27 protein-coding genes and 1 riboswitch are annotated in these 25,181 nt (G+C 44.9%); of the genes, 23 read left to right on the top strand and 4 right to left on the bottom strand.

Annotated features, from left to right (window positions below):
• The first annotated feature begins 8 nt into the window (after nt 1-8).
• Both ribH and M654_RS14915 read left to right on the top strand, forming a co-directional pair.
• Entirely contained in the window at nt 9-473 is a 465-nt protein-coding gene (gene ribH, locus M654_RS14920) for a 6,7-dimethyl-8-ribityllumazine synthase (RefSeq protein ID WP_026587674.1), read from the top strand.
• Nucleotides 474-574: 101 nt separating this feature from the next.
• A complete protein-coding gene (locus M654_RS14915) occupies nt 575-949 on the top strand; it encodes a GNAT family N-acetyltransferase (protein ID WP_026587673.1) in 375 nt (124 codons plus the stop codon).
• A 10-nt stretch (nt 950-959) separates the two neighbouring features.
• On the opposite strand, the gene M654_RS14910 is transcribed toward M654_RS14915, so the two are convergent.
• Nucleotides 960-1,487: a DUF309 domain-containing protein gene (locus tag M654_RS14910; protein ID WP_026587672.1), complete on the bottom strand. Its 528-nt coding sequence runs from the start codon at nt 1,485-1,487 to the stop codon at nt 960-962.
• A gap of 139 nt (nt 1,488-1,626) precedes the next feature.
• Complete coding sequence (locus M654_RS14905; protein ID WP_077736562.1) at nt 1,627-1,722, bottom strand: YjcZ family sporulation protein; 96 nt, start codon at nt 1,720-1,722, stop codon at nt 1,627-1,629.
• A gap of 180 nt (nt 1,723-1,902) precedes the next feature.
• On the opposite strand from M654_RS14905, the gene M654_RS14900 reads away from it, so the two are divergent.
• From M654_RS14900 to M654_RS14805, 20 genes are all read left to right on the top strand, one after another.
• Nucleotides 1,903-2,661: a segregation/condensation protein A gene (locus tag M654_RS14900; protein ID WP_026587671.1), complete on the top strand. Its 759-nt coding sequence runs from the start codon at nt 1,903-1,905 to the stop codon at nt 2,659-2,661.
• Nucleotides 2,651-3,244, top strand: coding sequence for an SMC-Scp complex subunit ScpB (gene scpB, locus M654_RS14895; protein WP_026587670.1), 594 nt, complete (start codon nt 2,651-2,653; stop codon nt 3,242-3,244). Before M654_RS14900 ends, scpB begins: the two co-directional genes overlap by 11 nt.
• A 113-nt stretch (nt 3,245-3,357) precedes the next feature.
• Nucleotides 3,358-3,846, top strand: a complete 489-nt coding sequence (locus M654_RS14890) for a YpuI family protein (RefSeq protein WP_026587669.1) — start codon at nt 3,358-3,360, stop codon at nt 3,844-3,846.
• Nucleotides 3,847-3,974: 128 nt separating this feature from the next.
• The gene (locus M654_RS14885; RefSeq protein ID WP_026587668.1) at nt 3,975-5,126 is read left to right on the top strand and encodes a D-alanyl-D-alanine carboxypeptidase family protein; all 1,152 of its coding nucleotides are present in this window, start codon (nt 3,975-3,977) and stop codon (nt 5,124-5,126) included.
• On the top strand, nt 5,114-5,701 hold the full coding sequence (locus M654_RS14880; protein ID WP_026587667.1) for a nucleoside recognition domain-containing protein: 588 nt from the start codon (nt 5,114-5,116) through the stop codon (nt 5,699-5,701). The genes M654_RS14885 and M654_RS14880 overlap by 13 nt, the downstream gene beginning before the upstream one ends.
• A 4-nt stretch (nt 5,702-5,705) precedes the next feature.
• Nucleotides 5,706-6,242, top strand: a complete 537-nt coding sequence (locus M654_RS14875; protein ID WP_026587666.1) for a spore maturation protein — start codon at nt 5,706-5,708, stop codon at nt 6,240-6,242.
• Between the two features lie 157 nt (nt 6,243-6,399).
• Entirely contained in the window at nt 6,400-7,134 is a 735-nt protein-coding gene (rluB, locus tag M654_RS14870; protein WP_026587665.1) for a 23S rRNA pseudouridine(2605) synthase RluB, read from the top strand.
• Between the two features lie 88 nt (nt 7,135-7,222).
• Nucleotides 7,223-7,756, top strand: a complete 534-nt coding sequence (gene resA / locus M654_RS14865; protein ID WP_026587664.1) for a thiol-disulfide oxidoreductase ResA — start codon at nt 7,223-7,225, stop codon at nt 7,754-7,756.
• Entirely contained in the window at nt 7,756-9,384 is a 1,629-nt protein-coding gene (resB, locus tag M654_RS14860) for a cytochrome c biogenesis protein ResB (RefSeq protein ID WP_026587663.1), read from the top strand. Before resA ends, resB begins: the two co-directional genes overlap by 1 nt.
• Before the next feature lie 24 nt (nt 9,385-9,408).
• Nucleotides 9,409-10,584 carry a c-type cytochrome biogenesis protein CcsB gene (gene ccsB, locus M654_RS14855; RefSeq protein WP_026587662.1) on the top strand — a complete coding sequence of 392 codons (1,176 nt, stop codon included), beginning with the start codon at nt 9,409-9,411 and terminating at the stop codon, nt 10,582-10,584.
• A gap of 140 nt (nt 10,585-10,724) precedes the next feature.
• A complete protein-coding gene (locus M654_RS14850; RefSeq protein WP_026587661.1) occupies nt 10,725-11,447 on the top strand; it encodes a response regulator transcription factor in 723 nt (240 codons plus the stop codon).
• Entirely contained in the window at nt 11,444-13,225 is a 1,782-nt protein-coding gene (locus M654_RS14845; protein ID WP_026587660.1) for an ATP-binding protein, read from the top strand. The genes M654_RS14850 and M654_RS14845 overlap by 4 nt, the downstream gene beginning before the upstream one ends.
• A gap of 438 nt (nt 13,226-13,663) precedes the next feature.
• The gene (locus tag M654_RS14840) at nt 13,664-14,365 is read left to right on the top strand and encodes a response regulator transcription factor (protein WP_026587659.1); all 702 of its coding nucleotides are present in this window, start codon (nt 13,664-13,666) and stop codon (nt 14,363-14,365) included.
• A 3-nt stretch (nt 14,366-14,368) separates the two neighbouring features.
• Nucleotides 14,369-15,820 (top strand): sensor histidine kinase, encoded by a 1,452-nt coding sequence (locus M654_RS14835; protein WP_026587658.1) that lies wholly within the window; start codon nt 14,369-14,371, stop codon nt 15,818-15,820.
• On the top strand, nt 15,820-16,941 hold the full coding sequence (locus M654_RS14830; RefSeq protein ID WP_035428156.1) for a hypothetical protein: 1,122 nt from the start codon (nt 15,820-15,822) through the stop codon (nt 16,939-16,941). The genes M654_RS14835 and M654_RS14830 overlap by 1 nt, the downstream gene beginning before the upstream one ends.
• A 331-nt stretch (nt 16,942-17,272) precedes the next feature.
• A complete protein-coding gene (locus M654_RS14825) occupies nt 17,273-18,109 on the top strand; it encodes a polysaccharide deacetylase family protein (RefSeq protein ID WP_026587656.1) in 837 nt (278 codons plus the stop codon).
• 72 nt (nt 18,110-18,181) lie between these two features.
• The gene (locus M654_RS14820; protein WP_026587655.1) at nt 18,182-19,099 is read left to right on the top strand and encodes an LCP family glycopolymer transferase; all 918 of its coding nucleotides are present in this window, start codon (nt 18,182-18,184) and stop codon (nt 19,097-19,099) included.
• 266 nt (nt 19,100-19,365) lie between these two features.
• Nucleotides 19,366-19,950, top strand: a complete 585-nt coding sequence (sigX, locus tag M654_RS14815) for an RNA polymerase sigma factor SigX (RefSeq protein WP_026587654.1) — start codon at nt 19,366-19,368, stop codon at nt 19,948-19,950.
• On the top strand, nt 19,886-21,010 hold the full coding sequence (locus tag M654_RS14810) for a hypothetical protein (protein ID WP_026587653.1): 1,125 nt from the start codon (nt 19,886-19,888) through the stop codon (nt 21,008-21,010). Before sigX ends, M654_RS14810 begins: the two co-directional genes overlap by 65 nt.
• Before the next feature lie 120 nt (nt 21,011-21,130).
• Nucleotides 21,131-21,955 (top strand): M23 family metallopeptidase, encoded by an 825-nt coding sequence (locus tag M654_RS14805; RefSeq protein ID WP_026587652.1) that lies wholly within the window; start codon nt 21,131-21,133, stop codon nt 21,953-21,955.
• Between the two features lie 61 nt (nt 21,956-22,016).
• Here M654_RS14805 and serA read toward each other — a convergent pair whose 3' ends face one another.
• Complete coding sequence (gene serA, locus M654_RS14800) at nt 22,017-23,594, bottom strand: phosphoglycerate dehydrogenase (protein ID WP_026587651.1); 1,578 nt, start codon at nt 23,592-23,594, stop codon at nt 22,017-22,019.
• 253 nt (nt 23,595-23,847) lie between these two features.
• Nucleotides 23,848-23,982, top strand: a riboswitch (FMN riboswitch).
• A gap of 157 nt (nt 23,983-24,139) precedes the next feature.
• Between serA and M654_RS14795 the strand changes: the two genes are divergently transcribed.
• Complete coding sequence (locus tag M654_RS14795; protein ID WP_026587650.1) at nt 24,140-24,724, top strand: ECF transporter S component; 585 nt, start codon at nt 24,140-24,142, stop codon at nt 24,722-24,724.
• An 81-nt stretch (nt 24,725-24,805) separates the two neighbouring features.
• Here M654_RS14795 and M654_RS14790 read toward each other — a convergent pair whose 3' ends face one another.
• Entirely contained in the window at nt 24,806-25,054 is a 249-nt protein-coding gene (locus M654_RS14790; RefSeq protein WP_003183064.1) for a ferredoxin, read from the bottom strand.
• Between the last annotated feature and the right edge of the window lie 127 nt (nt 25,055-25,181).

The following is a 25,181-nucleotide window of genomic DNA, read 5'->3' as shown; positions in this document are numbered from 1 at the left end:
GGATTCATATGAATAAAATTGAAGGCCATGTAGTTGGAACAGATTTGAAAATCGGCATTGTCGTATCAAGATTCAACGATTTTATTACAAGCAAGCTGTTAAGCGGTGCAGAAGATACGCTCTTAAGACATGGGGTCAAATCTGATGATATCGATGTCGCCTGGGTTCCCGGTGCATTTGAGATTCCATTGATCGCGAAAAAAATGGCTGAAACGAAAAAGTATGACGCGGTGATCACGCTGGGTACGGTGATCAGGGGGGCGACAAGCCATTATGACTATGTGTGCAATGAAGCGGCAAAGGGAATCGCAGCAAGCGGCATGTCGACTGGTGTTCCGGTCATCTTTGGAGTCGTGACGACTGAAACGATAGAGCAGGCGATAGAACGCGCCGGAACGAAAGCCGGCAATAAAGGCGCTGAGGCTGCTGTTGCGGCGATTGAAATGGCAAACCTGACCCGGTCGCTTCAATAATTGCCGAAAAAGAGTTTAAAAAGGTATTAAAAATGTTTATAATGTGATGTGAAGCGACTAGCCTTCGTAAGATCCACATTTTGATATATTGAGGGGTATTTATGTTAATTCGTTATAAAAAGTCATTCGAAAAGATTGCGATGGGTCTCCTTTCGTTCATGCCGAATGAGAAGGATGTCAAGCAGCTTCAGCAGACAATAAAAGACTATGAAACGGACGCTGAAAGACAGCTTTTCCTCTGGAAAGAAGGCGAGGATATCGTCGGCTGTGTAGGAGTAGAAAAAAGAGAAGAAGAAGTTGAAATTAAGCATATCAGTGTAAACCCGTCTCACCGTCATCAAGGAATCGGCAAAAAAATGGTATCGGCCGTTTCGCAGATGTTTGACCCAAAACCGCTGGTTCCGAATGAATTAACGAAAGGATTTTTTGAACGCTGTCAGGATCACGAAAATGAAGACATCACATATAACAAATGAGCAGAGGCTGCTATCGGCCTCTGCTCTTTTTTCGCCGCGCGATTTCTTTTTCCCGTTCGGCCAGCACTTCACTCCGGTCTCTCAGCCGGTGTTTATCGATGAGGAAGGCGTCCTGTACAACGCTTGTCCGCCCCCATGGATAGGATTGCTGTTCGCATTTTTTTCGGCATCGCTCCTCAAGCGCCTTGTCTGCAATGGGAAGCATGATGCTTTCGTAAGGAGAATGCGATTCGATTTTTCGGTAAGTATGCTTTAGCAGGCTGATGAGCCGGCTGTAGTCTAATCCGAGTGATTCAACGGCCGTCTGCTCGCCTTCGAGAATGCGGATGCTGTTTGCCATTAACCTTTTCGCGCCGGTGAAGTTGTTTCTCCGCTGATGGTAGAGGGCGACGGCCAGCTGGATCAAACCGACCCAGTAAAGCTTCCGTGCTCCCAGAGGTTCTTTTTTCCAATGTTCCTCCAAAATTTCATGGCACTCAAAATAATCCCTTGATCCATGAAATTCAGCCAGATAATCGATGTAAGCTTCGGGATACATCCGACAGCCTCCTTTTCTTTTCCGTTCAAGTGTATCACAAGAACCCGGCAAAGAAAAAACGCGAGGGAGTGCCCGCGAGTTTTTAGGAAAATGAGCGTCCGTTTATTGCGGACGCTCATGGCGATCAGCCGTTTTTATATTAATAGATCCATGCGGCTCCTACAATAATTAACAAAATAAACAGAACCACAATCAAAGCAAAACCTCCGCCGTAGCCGAAGCCTTGACCGCTCATGCTGTTCCCTCCTCTATTTAAGAATTCACCATATTCTATGTGTGTATTTCTCAATTTGTATAGGCGGATGCCTCCTGGGGCTTTGCAAATTATATTGGACTTCGGATAGACGCGTAATTTATACTTAAGGGTAGCCAGTTTAGGCCGGCAAAGAAGCGATTGTGAAAATGGTGAGAAATGATCATGGAATATCAGGTGAAAATCGAGGCGTTTGAAGGACCGTTGGATTTGCTTTTGCATCTTATCAATCGGCTCGAGATAGACATTTATGACATACCTGTTGCGAAGATAACCGAGCAATATTTATTATATGTGCATACGATGCGTGAGCTTGAGTTAGATGTAGCGAGCGAATATTTGGTGATGGCCGCCACCCTGCTCAGCATTAAAAGCCGGATGCTCCTTCCGAAACAAGAAGAAGAGCTGTTTGATGAGGAGTTTCTTGAAGAGGAAGAGGACCCGAGAGAAGAATTGATTGAAAAATTGATAGAGTACAGAAAGTACAAAAGTGCGGCGCAAAATTTAAAAGAGCGTGAAGAAGAGCGGCAAAAATCGTTCGCCAAACCGCCGAGCGACTTAAGCAGCTACGCCAAGGAAATCAAGCTGAGCGAACAAAAGCTTTCGGTAACGGTTTATGATATGCTCGGCGCATTTCAAAAGGTGCTGAACCGGAAGAAAATCAGCCGTCCTTCGGAAACGAGGATTTCAAGGCAGGAAATCCCGATCGAAGAAAGAATGGCGCAAATCGTCGACAATTTGAAATCGGCCCGAAAAAGAATCAACTTCACGGAACTGTTTCCGTATGAACAAAAAGAGCATTTGGTCGTGACGTTTTTAGCGATATTGGAGCTGATGAAAAATCAGCTGATCATCATTGAACAGGAACATAATTTTTCAGATATTTACATCACAGGGAGTGAAGCGATTCATGACGCTTGATATCGTGAATTGGAAGGCCATTGTCGAAGCGTTGCTCTATGCGGCGGGAGACGAAGGCCTTACCAAAAAACAGCTGTTATCCGTTTTGGAAATCGATGAAACAGAGCTTCAGGATATTATGCATGACGTAAAGGAAAGCTATGAACAGGAAGACAGAGGCATTGAGCTTGTTGAATACGCAGACACTTACATGCTTTCGACAAAAAAAGAATTTGCCGTCTATTTGAAAAAGCTGATCGAAGCTCCTTCAAAAGGGCTTTCCCAGGCGGCGCTTGAAGTGTTGGCCATCGTCTCATATAAACAGCCGATTACAAGGGCTGAAGTCGAAGATATAAGGGGGGTTAAATCCGAACGGATTCTCCAAAGCCTTGTCGCAAAAGCGCTGCTCTGTGAAGTAGGACGAGCGGATGGGCCGGGCCGGGCGATTTTATACGGAACGACAGACACATTTCTAGAGCAGTTTGGATTAAAGGCGCTTGAAGAACTTCCGCCGCTGCCTGAAAACGTCGAAGAAGACGGGGTGCAGGAGGAAGCTGATTTATTCTTCGAGAATTTCAATCAGACGTTTGAAGATTTAAAATAGATTCACCTTAAGAACGAAGTATGATAATATATATTATCGTATTTTTTATGTTTAATTTAAACGACGTAAGAATACGATTGTAACAAAGCGATGAGGAGAGGGTGCCGACACCAATGGGAAAATCTATGGCAAGAGCCCAAACCGAGCAGGCAGAGGAATTTTTATCACAGGCTGTACAGACGCTGAGCGATTATTTGAACGAAACAACGCTTTCATCTCTGGAAACGGAAGAACCGGGACGAAGCGCCTATTTCCGGGATGTCCTCAGCAATTTAAGAAAGCTTACGGTCTACTGTGAAGAAGGACTTTCAGCCTGTCGAGTCATGCTGCAGCAGGAGCCTTTTCGGGATGCTGCGGCGGAAAGGACGCTCTATCAGATTTATCATCGATGCATAGAGGAATTTTTTACACCGAAAAAAGAAACGTGGTATGAAGACAGCAGAGCAGCTTATACGGGAAGGCACGCCATTCGCTTTCACGAACCAGCGCCGGCCTCATTAAAAAAATTGATGGCTTCTCTTGAAACGGGATACCAATCGATGAGAGAAGAATTGGAATACTATGCAACGGACTATCAGATGAAGGTGGTTCATCCAAGATAAAATTACCCGAACTCTCCCTTTTGAGGGGGAGTTTTTTCATGCGATTTTTTAAGAATTGCACATTTGATGATCATATCGGTTAGACAAGCGCATAAACTTGTACAAACAACAACAAGGACGTGAGAAAAATGCGCTTTCTAAAACGAACTGCAGCAGCGGCCATTCTTTTTTTTCTTTTTTTCTCTTCTTTTCAAATCGCTGAAGCAGAGGCTTCCATTCATGTCAGCGCAAAAAGCGCAATTGTCATAGACGGTCAATCCGGCAGGGTTTTATTTGCCAAGGATGAACATGAAAAGCGGCGCATTGCAAGCATCACGAAGATCATGACGGCCATTTTGGCGATCGAGTCGGGAAAATTGGAGGATACCGTGACAGTCTCAGACAGGGCTGCAGGTACGGAAGGTTCTTCCATATATTTGACGAGCGGACAAAAAGTTAAGCTAAAAGACCTTGTATACGGTCTCATGCTGAGATCGGGAAATGACGCCGCCGTGGCGATTGCCGAACACGTCGGCGGCAGTCTTGAAGGCTTTGTGTATATGATGAATCAAAAAGCGGCCGATCTCGGGATGGAAAACACCGTGTTTCGCAATCCCCACGGTCTTGATGATCATGCCGGCCATTATTCAACCGCATATGACATGGCGCTTTTGACAAAATATGCGATGACAAATCAGACATACCGAAAAATCGCCGGAACAAAGCATTACAAAGCGGAAACGATGCAGGGAATCTGGAGAAACAAAAACAAGCTTTTAACAGGCTTGTACCGCTACAGCACAGGGGGCAAGACGGGGTACACAAAGCTTGCAAAGCGCACGCTCGTATCCACTTCCTCTAAAGACGGCACAGATCTGATCGCGGTCACGATCAACGCTCCTGATGATTGGAATGATCATATCAATATGTTCAGCTATTGTTACGATCATTATAAAACGTATGTTGTTGCCAAAAAAGGAGAAATTCACAGGCTGCGGGATTCGTTTTATGGAAGCAAAGTTTTTATTAAACGCGATGTCAAGTATCTCTTAAGCGATGAGGAAAAAGACGAGGTGAAGATCGACTTAGAACTTCTCGAGCCGAAGAAATCTTGGCGGAAAAACGAAAAAGCGATTCCGGACATCATTGGCAGGATGAAGGTGAAACTGGACGGAAAAACGATTGCCGACCTGCCTGTGTACTATGAAAATGAACGGAACAAAAAGCCGAAAAAATCGTTCCTTGATACCTTTCAATCTGTTTTTAAAAAAGCGGCGGGCGGTCCATCATGGTCAATATAATCTGGGTCGGTTTAACGGTCATCGGTCTTGTGTTTGCGCTTGTGAACGGAACGGTTCAAGAAGTGAACGAAGCTGTATTTAAAGGAGCGAAAGAAGCGGTCACCATCGCGATCGGACTGATGAGTGTCCTGGTCTTCTGGCTGGGGCTGATGAAAATAGCCGAGCAGTCCGGGCTCCTCGACAAATTCAGCCGCATGTGCCGTCCGTTCATTTCAAAGCTGTTTCCTGATATTCCTCCCGACCATCCGGCGATGGGGTACATTTTATCCAATTTAATGGCCAATTTTTTCGGACTTGGCAACGCGGCGACACCGCTCGGCATCAAAGCGATGGAACAAATGAAGGCGCTCAATCAAAACCGCGCCGAGGCGAGCCGTTCGATGATCACCTTTTTGGCGGTCAATACGTCAAGCATTACACTCATTCCGACGACGGTGATTGCGGTCAGAATGACTTATGATTCAAAATCGCCGACAGACATCGTCGGACCGACGATTTTGGCGACGCTGATATCAGGAATTGTTGCAATTATCATCGACAGGTATTTTTATTATAGAAGAAAAAAGAAGGGGTGAGCGTTTGGAATTCATCAATTGGCTTTCTTTAGCCCTTATCCCGTTTATCATCGCCTCGATTCTTTTATATGGCACATTTAAAAAAGTTCCGACTTATGAAGCGTTTGTAGAAGGGGGAAAAGAAGGGATCCAAATTGCGTTTTCCATCATCCCCTACCTGGTCGGGATGCTTGTGGCGATCACGGTTTTCCGCTCCTCCGGGGCGCTCGATTTTTTTATGGATATATTGAAACCCGTTTTTACTGCCGTCGGCATGCCGACAGAGGTCGTGCCCCTCGCCTTGATCCGGCCGATTTCAGGAACGGCGGCGCTCGGCATGACGACAGATCTGATCGCCGTTTACGGGCCTGATTCGTTTATCGGCCGTCTTGCCTCCGTCATGCAGGGATCGACAGACACGACCCTTTATGTCCTGACCGTCTATTTTGGGGCGGTTGGAATCAAAAAAATGGGGGATGCTTTAAAGGTGGGCCTGCTTGCCGATTTAGCGGGTGTCATCGCTTCTGTCATCATTGTTGCCTTGTTGTTTGGAAGCGCCTAAACAGGCGCTTTTTTTGCTTTTTGGCCAAAACTGTTTTACTTTTGGGCTGAGAAAGGATACATTAAAGGGCGGAGTTCAGGTTTTTACGCGAACAAGCCGCACTGAATGCTTGTTTGTTGAATTGGAAAAAAGTAAGATAATACATGAGGTGAAAGATATGGAACGACTGCAAAAAGTGATCGCTCACGCCGGAATTGCATCAAGAAGAAAGGCGGAAGAGCTGATAAAAGAAGGAAAAGTGACGGTCAATGGCAAAACAGTCAGAGAGCTCGGCGTCAAAGTGACGAGTTCAGACCGGATAGAAGTAAACGGCATTCAGCTTGAATCCGAAGAGCCGGTTTATTTCCTCTTTTATAAGCCGAGGGGCGTGATTTCCGCGGTGAAAGATGATAAAGGGCGGAAAGTGGTGACCGACTTTTTCCAAGAGGTTCCGCAGCGGATTTACCCGATCGGACGGCTCGACTATGATACAAGCGGACTGCTTCTGCTGACGAATGACGGGGACTTCGCCAATAAATTGATGCACCCGAAATACCAGATCGACAAAACGTACGTGGCCAAGCTGAAAGGCATCCCGGCAAAGGAAAACTTAAAAACGCTCGAGCGCGGCGTCAAGCTTGAGGAAGGAAAAACCGCCCCGGCTAAAGTGAAACTGCTTTCGCTCGACAAGAAAAAGCAAACCAGCATCGTCCAAATTACCATTCATGAAGGACGCAACCGGCAAGTGCGGAGGATGTTTGAAGCGATCGGCCATGAAGTGGTCAAACTGAAAAGGGAGGAATACGCCTTTTTGAATCTGCAGGGGCTGAAAACGGGAGAGAAGAGAGAGCTGACACCGCATGAAGTAAAGAGGCTCAGGGCCATGGCGGAACACGGCAAACATGCTTTCTAAATTTTCACACAACCTTCAAAAAAAGAAAAAAGGCAGTCAGTATCAGGATGCTATAATGATACTGAGTGTCTAAATGAGGGGGCGGAATATGAAGAAAAAGCGTTTTTACATTCGGACAGTCATTCTCCTTGTTTTGCTGGCGGCGCTTGGCTATACGCTTTACAGCGCTGTATTTCAAAACAACGAAAGCGCGGCAGTGGGGGAGAAAGCGCCCAATTTCTCGCTGGAGGATGTGGACGGAAACCGTCTCAAGCTGGACGAACTAAAAGGCAAAGGGGTCTTTTTAAACTTTTGGGGAACGTGGTGTGAACCATGCAAAAAGGAATTTCCTTATATGGCTAAACAGTATAAGGAGTTTAAGGATCAAGGAGTGGAGATCGTTGCCGTCAATGTCGGGGAATCAAACCTTGCCGTGCAAAACTTTATGAAAGCCTACGGCGTCAATTTTCCCGTGGTGCTTGACAAGGACAGGCAGGTGGTGGATGCGTACGATGTCACCCCGCTTCCGACCACATTTTTGATCAACCCGGAAGGCGAGATCGTCAAAGTGGTCACAGGGACAATGACGGAGCGCATGATCCATGATTACATGACAATGATCAAGCCTGAGGGATCATCATGATGAAAGAAATCAAATGCGAATGCGGTCATGTAAATCCGACAGGAACCGTTCTGTGCGAATCGTGCGGAAAGCCGCTGAAAAAACAGGACGCCAAACTCCTTGATATGCGATATGACGGCAGCGCGAGGCGCTCCCAAACTTACAATAAAACGATTGTAGATAAAATTTGGAACTTCTTTTCATCTGTAAAGGTCGGCGTCTGGCTGATCGTGATTACGCTCACCGCTTCGGCTTTCGGAACGATTTTTCCGCAGGAAATGTTTTTGCCGCCGGGTGCGCAGGCTGATACATATTATGAAGAACAATACGGACTATTGGGACAAATCTATTATCTTCTCGGGTTTCACAACCTTTACGGCTCATGGTGGTTTATCATCCTCGTCGCCTCAATCGGCGTTTCCCTGGTCATTTGCAGCCTTGACCGCGTCGTCCCGCTGTACAGGGCCTTGAAAAATCAGGGAGTGATCCGCAATCCGAATTTTATGGAGAGGCAGAGGCTGTTCAGCCGGACCGATTCCGTCATGTCTGAAAGCGTGAGGACGCAAATCATCGAGCGGCTGAAACAAAAGCGCTACCGCGTGAAGGAGGAAAACGGCAACCTGTTTGCTGAAAAAGGGCGTTTTTCAAGATGGGGCCCTTATGTCAATCATGTCGGTCTGATCATTTTCCTCATCGGTGTCATGCTTCGTTTTGTTCCGGGGATGTATGTCGATGAAACCCTTTGGATCAGGGAAGGGGAAACCGTCCCTATTCCGGGTACGGACGGCCGCTACTATCTGAAGAACCACCAGTTTAAAAGGGAAATGTACAAGAGTGAAAAGGAAAAAGAAGTATTTTCGGAAGCGATCAATAAAGCCGGAGACGGAATGGTGGCGAAGAATTTTCAGACAGATGTCGAACTTTATGAAAGTGAACATGCCAGCCTTCCCGGTGAAGACCCTGAATTAAAAAAAGTGAAAAACGACACGATCAGAGTCAACGATCCGCTGAAATTCGATTCTTTTGCGCTTTATCAGCTGGATTACAGGGAAGGCGAGCTCGACAAGATGGTGTTCCAGCTTATCGAAAAAGACAGCGGGAAATCGTTCGGCAAGGTGTCGATCGACCTTCTGGAGCCGAAGTCGGACTACGATCTTGGCAACGGTTACAAGGTGCATCTCGCAAGCTATCTGCCAGATTTTTATTTTAATAAAGCCGGTGAACCGAGCACGAAAACGAGAAATCCGAACAATCCGGCTTTCGTTTTTCAGATCACCGCGCCGGACAGGCCTAAAGGGGAAAAGAGCTTTGTAGCGATTCAGGAGACGATAGAAGGCTCTGACAACAACAAATACAAAATGAAGTTTGACCATGTTGAAACGAAGAACCTCTCAGGGCTTACGGTCAGAAAAGATTTGACACTATGGGTGCTCATGACAGGCGGCATCATCTTTATGATCGGTGTTATACAAGGTATGTATTGGCACCACAGAAGGATTTGGCTCAGAACGCAAGACGGACAGGTGCTCGCCAGCGGACATACAAACAAAAACTGGTACGGGTTGAAAAAAGACTTTCAGACAGTACTGGCGGACACGGGGATAAGCGAACCGGCCGACCAAAAAGAACTGTTGAAGGAAAAAAAATAAACGCCAGCATAGGGAGGGGTTTTCATGGCAGAGCTTAGCGGCAATTTATTGTACGCGGCATTTCTCTTGTATCTCGCAGCGGTCTTCTTTTTTGGCGGCTCAATCAGAAGCAAAACATCAGCGCCAGTAAAAAAGAACCGGTGGGCATCCATCGCCGTTTTGATCACGATCGCCGGATTTGTATGCCAGCTGGGATATTTTATTGCGAGATGGATCGCATCAGGACATGCTCCGGTCAGCAATCTCTTTGAATTTACAACGGCATTCAGCATGATGCTGGTACTGGCCTTTCTCATCATCTATTTTATTTACAAGCTTTCCGCTTTGGGGCTGTTTACACTGCCGGTTGTCCTGCTTTTAATCGCATATGCCAGCATGTTCCCGACTGATATTACGCCGCTGATACCATCGCTGCAAAGCAGCTGGCTGTATATTCATGTGACAACGGCTGCGCTCGGGCAGGCGATACTCGCCATCAGCTTTGTCGCCGGCGCCATCTTTCTGCTCAAGCATGTCGATCAATCAAAACCGGGCAAAAAAACGTTCTGGCTTGAGTTTGTGATGTTTATGCTCGTGACGACGCTTGCATTCATCATTGTAACCACCGCATTCAGAATAGGGGGTTATGAGGCGCAGTTCAAGTGGATCGATAAAAACGGTCAGGAAGATGTCATGGTTTACGAGCTTCCTGCGCTCATCGGCCCGAATAAGGGAGAGCTTTTGACAAAGGAAAAAATGGAGCCGCTTTTCAATGTGCCGCCTGTTTTTTCCGGGCGCAAGCTGAATACGGTCGTTTGGTCATTCGGTGCCGGTATGTTGCTTTACGGCTTGATCAGATTGATCATCAGAAAACGCGTCAGCCAGCTGTTACAGCCGCTGGTGAAGAATGTGAATCTCGATCTTGTCGATGAAATCGGCTACCGCTCCGTATCCATCGGTTTTCCCGTTTTCACGCTGGGCGCGCTTATTTTTGCGATGATTTGGGCGCAGCTGGCCTGGACCAGGTTCTGGGGCTGGGATCCAAAAGAAGTATGGGCGCTGATCACCTTTTTATTTTATGCCGCCTATCTGCATCTCAGGCTTTCAAGAGGCTGGCACGGGGAAAAGTCGGCATGGCTTGCCGTGATCGGTTTTGCCATTATTATGTTCAACCTTATTTTTGTAAACCTTGTGATCGCAGGGCTACATTCGTATGCATAACCATTGAAGGCAATGGAAGGTTCAGGAGGTTCCTGAACCTTCCGGATGTTTTTTGTCAAATGGAGGAATAATCTCAGCTTGGATTACTATCATTTTTCTAATAAAATGAATGTAAGAAGATTCAATTCAGGAGGTTTACGATGGAACAGACAAAAGAGACAAAAATATTAGTAGTAGATGATGAGGCAAGAATCAGACGTCTTTTAAAAATGTATCTTGAAAGAGAACATTATGTGATTGAAGAAGCCGAAAACGGTGATGAAGCCATCGAAAAAGCGCTTGGCAACCACTATGATCTGATCCTGCTCGATTTGATGATGCCGGGTACGGACGGTATCGAAGTGTGCCGCCAAGTCAGAGATAAAAAAGCGACACCGATCATTATGCTGACGGCAAAAGGGGAAGAAGCCAACCGGGTGCAGGGATTTGAGGTCGGTACAGATGATTACATTGTCAAGCCTTTCAGCCCGAGGGAAGTGGTGTTGAGGGTCAAAGCGCTCTTGAGAAGATCATCGCAAACCTCTTATCTCAATACGGATACAACAGCAAAGAATGTTCTTGTTTTTTCTCATTTGTCCATCGACCATGATGCTCACAGAGTCATGGCAGACGGAACAGAGGTCAGCCTGACCCCGAAAGAGTATGAGCTTCTTTACTTTTTGGCAAAAACCCCTGATAAAGTTTACGACCGCGAAAAGCTGCTCAAAGAAGTTTGGCAGTATGAGTTTTTCGGGGATTTAAGAACGGTCGATACCCATGTCAAACGTTTACGTGAAAAACTGAACAAAGTCTCTCCGAAGGCGGCCAAAAAAATCGTCACAGTGTGGGGTGTCGGTTACAAATTTGAGGTCGGAAACGAATGAAGTTTTGGAAGAGTGTCGTTGGTAAGCTATGGTTTACCATCCTTCTTTTGGTTTCATTTGTCTTATTTATTCTTACCGTTTTTCTGCTTGAATTCATTGAAAACTACCATGTCGATGAAGCGGAGGCCGATCTGACGAAGCTCGCCAGCAAAGTGGCTGTGATTATGGAAAACCACAAAGACCAGGAGGTCGCCAGGTCCATCTCATGGGAGCTTGCGGATGAACTGACGAGTATCGCGATCATAAAAAGTGATGATGAATATTGGAATTCTCCGCGCAAAAATGAAAAGGTGTCCCAGATCACTTTAAAGGAAATCAAACGGGATTCCGATTTGAATGATGCGCTCACCCATCATCAAAAAGTGCAAAAGCGGCTGGCCCTCAAAAACCATAAAAACGATCAGCTGATTGTCGGTGTTCCATACGGGAAAGGCGATAACGGGGGCATGGTGTTTATTTCCCAGTCGCTTCTCGCCGTCAAGGATACGACACAGCATACGACAAGATATATCCTTTTTGCTGCGGCGATCGCGATCGTTTTGACGACGATCTTCGCGTTCTTCCTGTCAAGCCGGATCACTTACCCGCTCAGAAAAATGCGGCAAGGTGCACAGGATTTGGCCAAAGGAAAGTTTGACACGAAAATTCCGATTTTAACGCAGGATGAGATCGGCGAGTTGGCGATCGCTTTTAACCAAATGGGACGCCAGCTGAAGTTTCATATTACGGCTTTAAATCAGGAAAAAGAGCATTTATCAAACATTTTAAGCAGCATGGCCGACGGTGTGATCACCATCAATATCGACGGCACGATCCTTGTCACCAACCCTCCGGCAGAGCGCTTTTTGCAGGCGTGGTATTATGAGCAGAACATGAATGTAAAAGAGGGACATGAGCTGCCTCCCGAAGCGAGGGAACTGTTTCAAAACACCGTCAGCACGGAAAAAGAACAGATGATTGAAATGACGTTGCAGGGAAGGTCATGGGTGCTCTTAATGAGCCCGCTTTACAACCAGGCACATGTGCGCGGAGCTGTCGCCGTCTTGAGGGATATGACAGAGGAACGACGGCTCGACAAGCTGAGAAAAGATTTTATCGCCAATGTCAGCCATGAGCTGAGAACACCGATTTCGATGCTCCAAGGGTACAGCGAAGCCATAGTGGATGATATCGCCAGCTCTGAAGAAGAGAAAAAGGAAATCGCCCAGGTGATTTATGATGAATCTTTGCGAATGGGCAGATTGGTAAACGACTTGCTTGATCTTGCCAGAATGGAAGCTGGACATATTTCCTTAAATGTGGAAACTGTTGAGCTCAAAGAATTTTTCGAGAGGGTGTTCCGCAAGTTTTATGGAGTGGCAGCAGACAAGGAGATCACCCTCTCCCACAATCTCGATTTGCAGGAAGCGCAATTTGAGTTTGATCCGGACAAAATGGAGCAGGTACTGACCAATCTGATTGACAACGCCTTGCGCCATACAAATGCAAGTGGCACCGTCCATGTTGAAGTGCAGTCCGCCGCAAGCGGCTTGAAGACTGCCGTAAAAGATTCGGGAAGCGGTATACCGGAAGAAGACCTTCCGTTTATCTTTGAACGCTTTTACAAAGCCGACAAAGCGAGAACAAGGGGAAAAGGCGGAACAGGTCTCGGACTTGCGATCGTCAAAAACATCGTCGATGCGCACAACGGATCGATCGCGGTCCACAGCAGGCTGAATGAAGGAACGACATTTACGTTCTATATTCCAAGAAAAAGGAAAGATGCTGGCCAAATTTGACGAAGAATATTGTTCCATAAGAAACAGAGAGCACCTGTTCATTTCGAACAGGTGTTTATGTTTTTCAGCAAAAATGTAACCAATTTGTAAACATTCCGCTCACCTTGAAACATTTAGGTCTTCGTTGTCGTTAAAAGAGTGAGAAGATGAAAATAAAACGGGCGGAGAATGCGAAAAGCCGGAAATTTTCATAGTCGTAAGTGCATATGGAAATAGTCGTTTCCATTCTGATACCCTATAAAGGCAGTCCGTTTTTTTCTAAACCGTAAAGTCCGCTTCCGCTTAAAGCGGAAGTATGGCAGCCATCCCCTATTGATTGGGGAGGAATGAATCAGGTGGAGTCCATCTAATGAAGACTTTAGCCTGGATTTATGTATAATCTCTATAGAAGGATGCAATGCAAAATAAGCGCATGAGACAGGGAATGAGTGATGTTTAATGGATAAAACCAAAATACTAATTATTGAAGATGATGAACCAATCGCTGATTTGCTTTCTTACGGGCTGGCGGCGGAAGGATTTGAAACGTGTACTGTCAATAGCGGTTCGTTAGGAATGAGTAAAATAGATCAATCCAAACCTGATCTTCTGCTTCTCGATTGGATGCTGCCGGACTGCAGCGGATTGGATATTTGTAAAAAAGTAACCGAGAGCTACAATATTCCGATACTAATGATCACAGCAAAGTCAGATATCACGGATAAAGTACTTGGATTGGAATTCGGGGCCGACGATTATATTACAAAGCCGTTTGATCTGCGCGAAGTTGTGGCCCGAATTCGTACGATACTTCGCCGTCTCGAACAAGCTCATCATTTGAATGAGCAGGAAACGGTAAAAGAGGATGTTATTCGCTTTAAAAATATTGTGATTGTTCCAGGTGAAAGGCTTGTGACAAAAAACGGAACGGCAGTCGAATTGACTCCTAAAGAATTTGATTTGCTCATGACTTTGATTGGCCATCGCGGAAAAGTTTTCACGCGTTCAGAGCTTTTGGAATTCATCTGGGGATACGATTTTGCCGGGGATACACGTACAGTTGATACCCATATTCAAAGACTCCGTAAAAAGCTTGATGCAAGCGACTTGATCACAACGGTGTTCGGTATCGGATATAAATTCGAGAAGCAGGAGGAGTAGAGCGTGTTACGCACCATCAAGGGCAAGTTTATTGTGGGCTTTTTTCTGATTTTTTCTCTCTCCTTCCTTGTGCTCAATCATACGGTCAAGAACGTCATTTGGTCGAGTAATGAAAACATTGTGACATCGGATTTGGTCGAATTGAAAAAAAACAGTACCGTGTATGTAAACCAAGCATTTTTAATCAATCATTATAAAAACAATGAACTTTATTTTGGCGATATGGCCGATGAAATGGTGGATAATTTAAATCACTCTACAGGAAGCAATGTCGGTGTTTATACCGTGGATGGCACTTTGCTGTCTTCTTCCGACAAAAAGGTGTTTTCCGAAGGAAGTGATGATGATCTTAAACAGGCTATCAAAGGAAAGACCGCCTATCATATCACCTATGATCGAAATAAAGCGGAGGTATTTTTCTCATATCCAGTTGTCATTGACGGAACAAAAGTAGGCATATTGCGTTTTTCGAAAGATTTTGACCTGCTCTATAAGCAAAGCGGAGAGATTCTCGATATCGTTTTTTACATCGCCCTTGCCATATTTGTGGCGGCGTTTCTTTTCTCCTATATCCTCTCCAGACATATCACGATTCCGCTCGTGAAGCTGACAGAGGCTTCATCACAAGTCAAAAAGGGCAAGTTGGATGTGGATATCCACTTTCAGAGAAAAGATGAGATTGGCCAGCTTGCCGTCAATTTCAATGATATGATCAACAGGATTAGAGAACAGATTTCAACCATTGAAAGGGATCGGGATCGCTTAAAGGAACTGAACGAGCAAGAGAAACGCTTTTTTGACAATATGACGCATGAGCTGAAAACACCTTTGACTTCCATCCAAGGATATGCCGAGATCATAAAAGCAAAAGGGGAAGCGGATCGGGTATTTTTTGATAAAGGAATGAACCACATTGTTGAAGAAAGCCGGCGCCTGCACAATTTGGTGATCAAGCTTCTTGAAGTATCCCGGGAAGTGTCCAAGGATGATCAGTTTGCCAGAATCGACGCAGGGGACATTTTAAAAGATGTTTGCGAATCGATGAAGTTTCGGGCGGAACGGTATAAGAAAACGATCACCTGTGACATTGAAGAAGATCTATACGTTCACGGTCAGGTGAATAGGCTGCGCCAGCTTTTTATCAATTTGCTGGACAATGCGATCAAATACAGCTTATCCCATTCGGAAATCATCATTAAAGCCGGGATCGTTGGAGAAAAAGTTCTTTTTACGTTCAAGAATCCGAGTGCTCCATTTGAACATAACCAACACTCTAAAATGTTTCAGCCCTTTTATTCGGTCAACCAAAAGATCACGGAAGAGGGAAGTGTAGGTTTGGGATTAAGCATTGTGAAAACAATTGTTGATGAACACGGAGGAACTATTGAGATGTTCTACAAGGAAAACGATACAACGATTCAGGTTGAATTAGCTTACGCAAAGGTTGAGAAATAATGAAGAACAAACCATTTATCATATGGGCAGGGGTGCTGTTGTTTCTCGTTATTATCGTGTCCAGTTATAATGTGGGAAAACGCTCGGAAACCATTATTATACCAAGCAAGGAAGAGAATGTTCAGAAGAACCGCCCCTTTCAAGTAAAAACAATATATCGCCTTCCAAGAGCAGATCAGTTGCTTGGATGGTCTTCATCGGACTCCGTCGTTGGGTTTTTCAAGGGAGATGAGACATCTGAACGTGCAAAACACCGTCTTCAGCGTCTATCCTCCCCTTATGAAAAAGCTGAAAATCTGCAAGGGATTGAAAGCAATACGTCCAACCTAAAGGTGTCTCCGGACGGAAAGAGTATCGCCGGGGTAACCGTGTCATCAAATAAGGCGTCAATGAATCTGATCTCGTTGGTAAACGGGAAAAAAACGGAAATCGCAAGTTTCGCCTCAAGCAGTGAGGTTTATGTCCAAGATGTTTCATGGTCAAATAACAGCAAATACGTTTGTTATCTAGTCATAGATGCCGGGCAAGATGGTCAGACTAGCCTTCATGTTTTCGATACAGATTCCAAAACGCACAAAACGTATTTATTGAAGGGTTTTGCCGAGAAAGATTCGCTTACGGGAGTTCACATCTCTGATAATGGACGCGGCTTGCTGCTTACCGTGTTACAGATGGGGAAGAAAGAAAGCATCATGATGGGAACCGTTAACGGCAATCGCATCGATATTCAGGACAAGCGTCAAAACAGCCTTGGCGAGCCTGTTTGGTTAAACAATGATCAATTTGTATTCCTCGGTACCGGGGAAACCCTGTACGAATACGATCGCCGAAACGGCGAGCTTTCTGCTCTGCTCGAAAAAGTAGCCGCGTTCACATTTTCAAATGACCGAAAGAAAATCGCTTACTTTTTGAATGATAAAGACAGTATTTATGCAGGTAAGCTTCAAGGAAAAAATATCCTGTGTGAAGAACCGGTATACCACGGCACCATACCGTCAAAAATATATTGGAGTCCCGATGGCAACAGCCTGCTCGTGAATGCGCAAAACCAGTATTCTTCTACGGAAAGTGCTTCAGCGCGATTTTTTGATGATCAAGCTTATATCATCACATTTAAATAACCGATTGTTCTCTAAAAAACCTTATTTCAGTTCATACCGAAATAAGGTTTTTTTCTTACCTCGTGATGTTCTCCTGTTGATTACGATCACATCATGTCAAACAGAGTAATAAGTCCCTGTTTTCTATCCCCGAAAAATGATGTTTTCTTTCTTTTTGTGACATTTTGTTTACAAGTTGGTCGAACTTCTGCGATATCTTCCCCTTATATTAAAAGAGCATCCTTCTTAGCAAACTTTGTTTTTAATCAGCAAAACTAAAAAATTGTCATTTGTATGTGACGAGTTTACAAGAAACCTAGTGATCATATCTACAGTCAAGGAGTTGGAAAAAGTGTCGAATTCACCAAGAAAAGTTCATAAATTGAACAGGCTAGGAAAAATAGTGTTGGGTATGCTGACTGTCCTGGGTGTGACTTTGTTATGCATGTCTTGGAATGCACTTGCAGGTTCAAAGCAGAAGTCAATAAAAGGAAGTGCCGCCGCTTCAGAGCAGGTGGCGGAAAGGAGCAAACATACAGCAGAGAAAAAGGAAAGTAAACAAACACCGCCGGAAATCGGAAAGGTCGTCTATTTGACATTTGATGACGGGCCAAACCCGGCTGCTTCAGAAAAAATTCTAAGTTTGCTCAGTCAATATCATGCAAAAGCGACGTTTTTTATGTTAAAACCTAATATCGAACAAAATCCGGAAATCGTGAGGAAAATGGTGGAGAACGGCCACTCCGTTGGGTCACACGGAGTGACGCATCAAGTATCGAAAATCTATCAATCTCCTGAAAGCTTTGCGGCAGAAATGAACGATACGCTTAAAACGATCAAAGAAACAGCCAACGTCAACACACATTTGATCAGATCGCCATATGGATCAAAGCCTTATATTACGGGTCCATTTCAGGCAGTCATTAGGCGTGAGCATTTTAACATTTGGGATTGGACGGTTGATTCAGAGGACTGGAAGTCTGCAAATACAAATGGTCAATTCGTCAATAATGCGATTCAGCAAGTCAATAACCTGACCGGAGTTGAGCCGCTTGTCGTATTAATGCATGAAAAACCGACGACTGAAGCGCATTTGGAAAAATTATTGAAATACTTACAAGAAAACGGGTATGAAATGAAAGCCATTCACGATTCGATAAAGCCGGTTCATTTTAGATGGAATTCATAAATCAACAATAATCAGAGAACGATAACGGTTTCGACTGCGGAAGCAATATGAGCAGGCATCGACAAGGAAGGGATAGTGAAAATGAGAAAAAGAAAATTAAAAATGAAAAATATAATATTGCTGGTTCTAGTTCTATTGATATCTAGTGGCGGTTTGGTGTCTTACGGCATTTACCGTAACGTGGCAAAATCAATCAGTCATATGTACGAACCTCTTCATCGTGAATCCGAGAAGGAGAATGCAGCTGCTTCACACGATCCGATATCCATTCTTTTATTGGGGATAGACGAGCGCCCCGGTGATAAAGGCCGTCCGGATTCGATGATTGTGGTCACTGTTAATCCGAAGACAAAAAAAACGACAATGACAAGTATTCCGCGTGATACGAGGGTATTTATAAAATCTAAGAATACCTTTTCCAAAATGAATTCGGCGTACACCTATGGCGGAATTGAAGGGACTATTCAAACTGTGGAACAATTTTTGAACATTCCCATCAATTATTATATCAAAGTAAATATGGAAGGGTTTAAAGATATTGTAGATGCGGTTGGCGGAGTTACGGTGAATAATCATATTGATTTTACCCTTGAAGGGGTGCATCTAGCAAAAGGGAAACAACATCTTGATGGTCAGACCGCTCTTACATATGCCCGGATGAGAAAAGACGATCCCCGCGGTGATTTTGGACGTCAAGAGCGTCAGCGTGAGATTATCAACCAAATTATTCATGAAGGTGCACAATTAAAATCATTAGCAAACTATCAAGAGATTTTAACGGCATTAGAAAAAAACGTCAAAACGAACTTAACACTTGACAACATGATCGATATTCAAAGCTCTTATAAAGAAGCTGGTCAGGATATTAAACAAATAGAAATTGAAGGTGAAGATAAAAAAGTTGACGGCTTATGGTACCACCTGGTGACTGACGAAAAGAGAAAGGGGGTCTCAAAAAAGCTACGCCGACAATTGGATTTAAAGTCATAAACGGATAGAAATCAGTCCATGTCAAAGAATCCGCCAACTTGCCGATATGGAGAACGAAAGCGCACTTAGTGAAAACGAGGGTTCCTTATAAGCTTGGCACCTGTTCATTTAGAACGGGTGCTTTTATGCTTTAGTTTAGTTAAAATTAACCTTAACTTTATCAAAATCCCCTTCCATATTTCATATAACCGTAATATAGTTGTAATAGTTGTAATGTAACTTTTTTCGATTGACAAACGACAATAAATTGAACGGAGGGGTTTCCGGTGGAAGAAACCTTTCAGAAAATATATGATCAATACCATCAGGATTTATTTCAATTCTTATTTTATATGGTAAAAGACAAAAATCAGGCGGAAGACTTGGTGCAGGAAGTATATATCCGCGTTTTGAACTCATATGAGACATTTGAAGGCAGAAGCAGCGAAAAAACCTGGCTTCTTTCGATTGCCCGTCACGTCGCAATCGACTGGTTCAGAAAGCAGCAGACGATCCGCCAGCGGATTTTGGGGACGTTTGACTGGGATAAACAAGAGGTAAAAGACCGAAAGCCTCTGCCTGAAGACATCGTGATGCAGAGCGAAAATCTGAAAGAAATTTTTGCGGCGCTGGATAAATGTACGCTGGACCAGAGATCTGTCATTGTTTTGCGGTTCATTCAAGGCTATTCGATTTCAGAAACGGCGAAAGCCTTAAACTTTTCTGAAAGCAAGGTGAAAACGACTCAGCACCGCGGTCTGAAAGTGCTTCGTAAACAGATGGAGCTTTTGAAGGAGGATCAAAAGGATGAAGAAGTCAGAATGGAACGAAGAACGGCTAAAGGCGTTACTAAGCCAACTTCCAACGGTTAAGGATAACCGTTCGGCAAATCAGATCTATCAAAAGTTGGTTTTGGCACAGCCGAAACATAAATTGCCTAAAAAGCGGGCGGGCGCAGTTGCTGCGACGGTTTTAGTTCTCTTTCTTCTGATGCTGATGTCTCCTCAATTAATCGACCAAATCAGATCCCAAAACGGTTCTGACGCGAATATGCCCTCTGTGGTGCAGCCCCAAAGCGGCAAAAAGGAGATGGCCGATACCGCGGACACAGCAGTTTCAAGCACCTTTGTCGTCCCGCGCGAGCAAAAAGACAACTATATCACCTTTGCATTTGTTGATGATTCCAAGTCTGTCGTTGTGCCGATCAGCCTTCGTAAAAACGTCGCCATCAATGATATGGAAGATGCATTGGATGCCTACACTCGGCTGGATGTCGACCAGTTTACATCATTCAACACTTCCTATCTTGATCAGGTGACATTCAGCGAAGAGAAAAAGAGCAAAAAAGTGACGATCCAAGTCAATGAAAAGATCCCCGGGCTTTCTGAAGAGGATTTCAATCTGTTGAGGGAAACCATCAATCAAACCTTTAAATGGGGGTCCTATGACTCTGTATTGTTTGTGTCATCCAACGGAGGCGAGTCTGGCGCTGAATACGATTCTTTTGGAATGGAGGCAGACATTGCGATCACACATCAGGGGCAAAGAGGCTATTTTTTATATGAAAGTTCTGACGGCAAGCGATTTCTCGCACCGTCACAAGAATCGTATCAAAGTATAGAAGAAGCGGTCAAAATGATGCAAACAGCGGAAAGCGGCTCTCATTTAAAATCGATTATAACCGGAGATAAGCTCATTCAAGATGTTCAGGAAAAAGGAAAAGAGCTTGTCATCCAATTCTCATCCGCTGCAGACATTCAAAATCAAACCGATGACATCTTAATGGTGGAAGGTCTGCTCCTGACAGCAAAGGACTTTGGATTTAATCAAGTCAGATTTGAAAATGCGAAAATCGACAGGATCGGAAGCTATGACTTGTCAAAATCTGTACAGGTTCCATATGCGCCGAATCCGATGACGATAGAAAACTGAAAAGACCCCGTATGGGTCTTTTTTTGATGTATAAAAAGAATGGATTTGGAATTATACTAAGCTGTCGCCAAAAAGAGAAATTTTTACCGAAAGATGCATGTAATAGGAGGCCTAGACCACTTGAAACAGCTTAGACATCTACACTTCCTGTTAGCAGCAATATGGATATCAGGTTTTGCCTTAAACCCGCCGGCAGCCGAAGCCTCGGAATGGATCGAGCCGATAAAAGGCGAGATCACCGACCCATTTGGTACAAGAGGCGGCAAGCATAAAGGACTGGACATCGCTGCTCCTGAAGGAGAAAGCGTTTTGGCAGCGGCAGATGGAACGATCAGCAAATCGTACAGATCCGATTCTTACGGCCAAGTGATTTTTATCAAACATGATAATGGGTATGAAACCGTATATGCCCATTTAAGCAAACGTCTGAAAAAGAAGAATGACCGCGTTGCAAAAGGTGAAGAAATCGGCATCATCGGCAATACCGGCATATCGACCGGAACCCACCTCCACTTTGAAATGCACCATGGTTCATGGACGGAAAATAAGAAAAATGCGATTAATCCGCTGGCGGTTTACCATGAACAGGCGTTTCAGCAAAATGCTGTTCATGTTCAGCAAGGGGATGCTGAGAAAGGTTGGGCCGTCACCGTGCAAAAAGGAGATACGTTGTGGCGGATCAGCAAAGAAAACGGGATATCTGTCGAGAAGCTAATGGAAATCAACGGCCTGGCCGATTCGCATCTCTACATTGGGCAGAAATTGCTTCTTCGCGACCACGGCCGTCATGCTGGTCAAAGCACTTACATCGTCCAAAAGGGAGACACGCTTGGTCAGATTGCTGATAAAATGGGTGTAACCGTCAGGAGGATTCAGGAGTGGAACGATTTGAAAGGGGATGAGATCTATCCCCGGCAGCCGCTTAAAATTATGGAAAGCTCCTGAAAAGAACGACATAAAAAAAGCGGAACTCGGGAAAGACACTTTCCTGAGTTCCGCTCACTGTTTACGGAAGGTCGATTACCTTAACAGAGACGATGCCTGCGATGTTTTTCAGCTCATCTAAAATCTCGTTTTCCAGATGACGGTCAAATGAAAGCATCATGATCGCTTCGCCGCCTTTTTCTTTTCGTCCGACCTGCATCGTTGCGATATTGACGTCGTGATCTCCGAGAATCGCACCTACATGACCGATCACCCCAGGTTTATCGTGATGGTGAATGTAGACGAGATGTCCGGCTGGAGAAAAGTCGATGCCAAAGCCGTTCAATGCGACAATGCGTCCGCCGAAATGAGGAATATATGTTGCTCTTAACGTAAATGTTGTGACATCGCCTGTCACTTTAACAGATATGCAATTTTCATATCCTGATTCATTGGAAGAAATCTTTTCGCTGAAGCTGATGCCGCGTTCTTTTGCAACGGTTCCGGCGTTGACTTCATTGACTGTAGCCGCTACGCGGGGCTTCAGGAATCCGGCCAAAAGGCTTTTCGTAATAAACGATGTTTCAAGCTTTGCGATGGAGCCTTCATAATCGATGGCCACATCTTGAACCGGTTCGTTCATGCACTGGGAAACGAGGCTTCCGATCGTATTGGCAAACTGATGATAAGGCTGGATTTTTTGGAAGGAATCCTTTGTCATGGCCGGAAGGTTGATCGCGGACATCACCGGATTTCCTTGTGCGTACTGGAGCACTTCTTCCGACACTTGTGCGGCTACATTCAGCTGCGCTTCTTTTGTGGAAGCTCCCAAATGCGGAGTCGCGATGACCAGCGGGTGATCGATCAGTTTTGAATCAACAGGAGGTTCGATTTCAAAGACGTCGAGAGCCGCCCCTGCGACATGTCCGCTTTCAAGCGCGTCAAGAAGGGCCGCTTCATCAATGATACCGCCCCGTGCACAGTTGACAAGACGCACGCCTTTTTTCGTCTTGGCGATGGTTTCCTTATTCAAAAGCCCCTTCGTTTCTTTCGTCAGCGGGGTGTGGACGGTAATGATATCCGCACAAGCCAGGACTTCCTCAAAGCTGTTCGCATTAACGCCGAGCTTGCTTGCTCTTTCCTGTGTCAAGAATGGATCAAATACATGAACCGTCATTCCGAATGCTCTGGCGCGGCTCGCAATCTCACTTCCGATGCGCCCCATTCCGACGATGCCCAGCGTTTTGCCGTAAAGCTCAGAACCGACATAGGCGGAACGGTTCCACTCCCGGGACTTAACAGAGATATTCGCCTGCGGAATATGCCTCATCAGCGCTGAAAACATAGCGAAAGTATGCTCAGCGGTTGAAATCGTGTTTCCGTTTGGCGCATTGACGACGATGACGCCGTGTTTTGTCGCCTCGTCAATATCGATGTTGTCTACGCCTACTCCTGCTCTGGCGACGATCTTCAATGAGGTCATCTTGCTAAACAGTTCTTCCGTTACTTTCGTGGCGCTTCTGACCAGCAGAGCGTCAAACGTATGCAGCTCGTCTTCCGCTTCAGTGACGTTTTTTTCAACAATTTCAATAAAATCTGCTTCCATTAATGGTTTAAGGCCGTCGCTTGACATTTTATCTGAGACCAATACTCGAAACATGTAAGATTTCCTCCTAAATAGACGTCATAAATATCTGATAATTTACCATATTCCATAAAAGGTGTCAATGAGTTTTCGGCAAAAGACGAAAATTAAAAATGAAAATACTGTGAATGTGCGGTTTTTGCACAAATGAGAGATAGCGCTTTCTTCATACGGCTCGCGTTGCGCCGAAAACTGCTGGTCCTATGAGCATCGATCTGTACATTTCTTCACAATTAATTTATAATAATATCAAAATTAAAAAATACAGATCAATCTTCGGGGCAGGGTGAAATTCCCTACCGGCGGTGATGAGTTTAAACGCTCTAAGCCCGCGAGCCTTTTTAAGGCAGGATTCGGTGCGATTCCGAAGCCGACAGTATAGTCTGGATGGGAGAAGATGGAGGTTCCGCGCGTTTTGAAATGAAATGCTTTCAAACGTTTATTCGACCTGTCTTAAAACCGCCCCGCTTTCGTTAAAAAGCGGGTTTTTTGTGTTTAGGCGGGGGAAGAACCATTCCTCTTTTCGTGAGATGTGATCGAAAAGGAGAGAGTGACAAAAAATGAAACACACCAGGGTGAGACGTCTCGTCTCCATCAGTATGCTGAGCAGCATTGCATTTATTTTAATGATGCTGAGCTTTCCGATTTTAGGCGCATTTCCATATTTAAAGATCGACTTCAGCGACATCCCTGCATTAATCGCTGTTATATTGTATGGTCCCGGGGCGGGAATTGCCGTTGAGGCGGTGAAAAATGTGCTGAATTACTTTATTGCGGGAAGTGCATCAGGTGTACCGATCGACCAGACGGCAAACTTTGTCGCCGGAGTCTTGTTTATCATGCCGGCCGCTTTGCTGCTGAAAAAAACAAATTCCGCCAAAGGATTTGTGACAGCTCTTTTTGCAGGGACAATTTTGATGGCACTTTCCATGAGCATCTTAAATTATGTCTTGTTTCTCCCTGCCTACACATGGTTCTTAAACGCTCCGGCTTTATCGGCAGGCGCGCTGAAGACAACGATACTGGCAGGCATTTTGCCTTTTAATATCATCAAGGGCCTTGCAGTGGCGTTAGTGTCCACCGCGATTTTCCTTCAGCTGAAGCCGTGGCTGAAAGAAAATGTGCGCATGGCCAAACAATTATAATCATAAAGAAGCCCGGCGCGGGAAACGCCGGGCTTTGCTTTAAAAATATCCGGCGGAAGGAGCGCCGGATATTTGTTTGCTCTATTCGTGTTTAAGCGGGTCGCCTTCAAACGGCTCATCCGCTACTTTAATTGAGTCAGTAGGGCAGCCTTCGAACGCGTCCATCATATCTTCTTCCAGGACATCAGGAACTTCGACGACACCTTGATTATCATCAAGCGTGACAAATGCGATTCCTTCATCATCATAGTCGTAAATATCAGGAGCCGCTGCACCGCAAGCACCGCATGCGATGCACGTATCTTTGTCTACAATTGTATATTTTGGCATGAATAAAAAACCTCCCAGATTGTTCTTCGGTGGAACAAATGGTTTAACCCTCTATCTATCCGATATGAAACCTATTCCCATTCCTTATTGTAATGGTGTTAATCTGACATTTCAACTCAAAAATACT

The sequence above is a fragment of the Bacillus sp. NSP9.1 genome (assembly GCF_000465465.2).
GTDB classification, from domain to species: Bacteria; Bacillota; Bacilli; order Bacillales; family Bacillaceae; genus Bacillus; species Bacillus sonorensis_A.
Note: the sequence above shows the minus strand (reverse complement) of the source record. Positions and strands in the feature narration are given on the sequence as shown.

Bases quoted from the DNA above. Each gene is read 5' to 3' on its own strand.
- M654_RS14790 (WP_003183064.1), bottom strand. From the start codon at position 25,054: ATGCCAAAATATACAATTGTAGACAAAGATACGTGCATCGCATGCGGT.
- M654_RS14905 (WP_077736562.1), bottom strand. From the start codon at position 1,722: ATGAGCGGTCAAGGCTTCGGCTACGGCGGAGGTTTTGCTTTGATTGTG.
- M654_RS14795 (WP_026587650.1), top strand. From the start codon at position 24,140: ATGAAACACACCAGGGTGAGACGTCTCGTCTCCATCAGTATGCTGAGC.
- ccsB (WP_026587662.1), top strand. From the start codon at position 9,409: ATGGCAGAGCTTAGCGGCAATTTATTGTACGCGGCATTTCTCTTGTAT.
- M654_RS14810 (WP_026587653.1), top strand. From the start codon at position 19,886: ATGAAGAAGTCAGAATGGAACGAAGAACGGCTAAAGGCGTTACTAAGC.
- M654_RS14830 (WP_035428156.1), top strand. From the start codon at position 15,820: ATGAAGAACAAACCATTTATCATATGGGCAGGGGTGCTGTTGTTTCTC.
- M654_RS14890 (WP_026587669.1), top strand. From the start codon at position 3,358: ATGGGAAAATCTATGGCAAGAGCCCAAACCGAGCAGGCAGAGGAATTT.
- M654_RS14845 (WP_026587660.1), top strand. From the start codon at position 11,444: ATGAAGTTTTGGAAGAGTGTCGTTGGTAAGCTATGGTTTACCATCCTT.
- M654_RS14850 (WP_026587661.1), top strand. From the start codon at position 10,725: ATGGAACAGACAAAAGAGACAAAAATATTAGTAGTAGATGATGAGGCA.
- resA (WP_026587664.1), top strand. From the start codon at position 7,223: ATGAAGAAAAAGCGTTTTTACATTCGGACAGTCATTCTCCTTGTTTTG.
- serA (WP_026587651.1), bottom strand. From the start codon at position 23,594: ATGTTTCGAGTATTGGTCTCAGATAAAATGTCAAGCGACGGCCTTAAA.
- ribH (WP_026587674.1), top strand. From the start codon at position 9: ATGAATAAAATTGAAGGCCATGTAGTTGGAACAGATTTGAAAATCGGC.
- scpB (WP_026587670.1), top strand. From the start codon at position 2,651: ATGACGCTTGATATCGTGAATTGGAAGGCCATTGTCGAAGCGTTGCTC.
- M654_RS14880 (WP_026587667.1), top strand. From the start codon at position 5,114: ATGGTCAATATAATCTGGGTCGGTTTAACGGTCATCGGTCTTGTGTTT.
- M654_RS14885 (WP_026587668.1), top strand. From the start codon at position 3,975: ATGCGCTTTCTAAAACGAACTGCAGCAGCGGCCATTCTTTTTTTTCTT.
- M654_RS14910 (WP_026587672.1), bottom strand. From the start codon at position 1,487: ATGTATCCCGAAGCTTACATCGATTATCTGGCTGAATTTCATGGATCA.
- M654_RS14915 (WP_026587673.1), top strand. From the start codon at position 575: ATGTTAATTCGTTATAAAAAGTCATTCGAAAAGATTGCGATGGGTCTC.
- M654_RS14840 (WP_026587659.1), top strand. From the start codon at position 13,664: ATGGATAAAACCAAAATACTAATTATTGAAGATGATGAACCAATCGCT.
- rluB (WP_026587665.1), top strand. From the start codon at position 6,400: ATGGAACGACTGCAAAAAGTGATCGCTCACGCCGGAATTGCATCAAGA.
- resB (WP_026587663.1), top strand. From the start codon at position 7,756: ATGAAAGAAATCAAATGCGAATGCGGTCATGTAAATCCGACAGGAACC.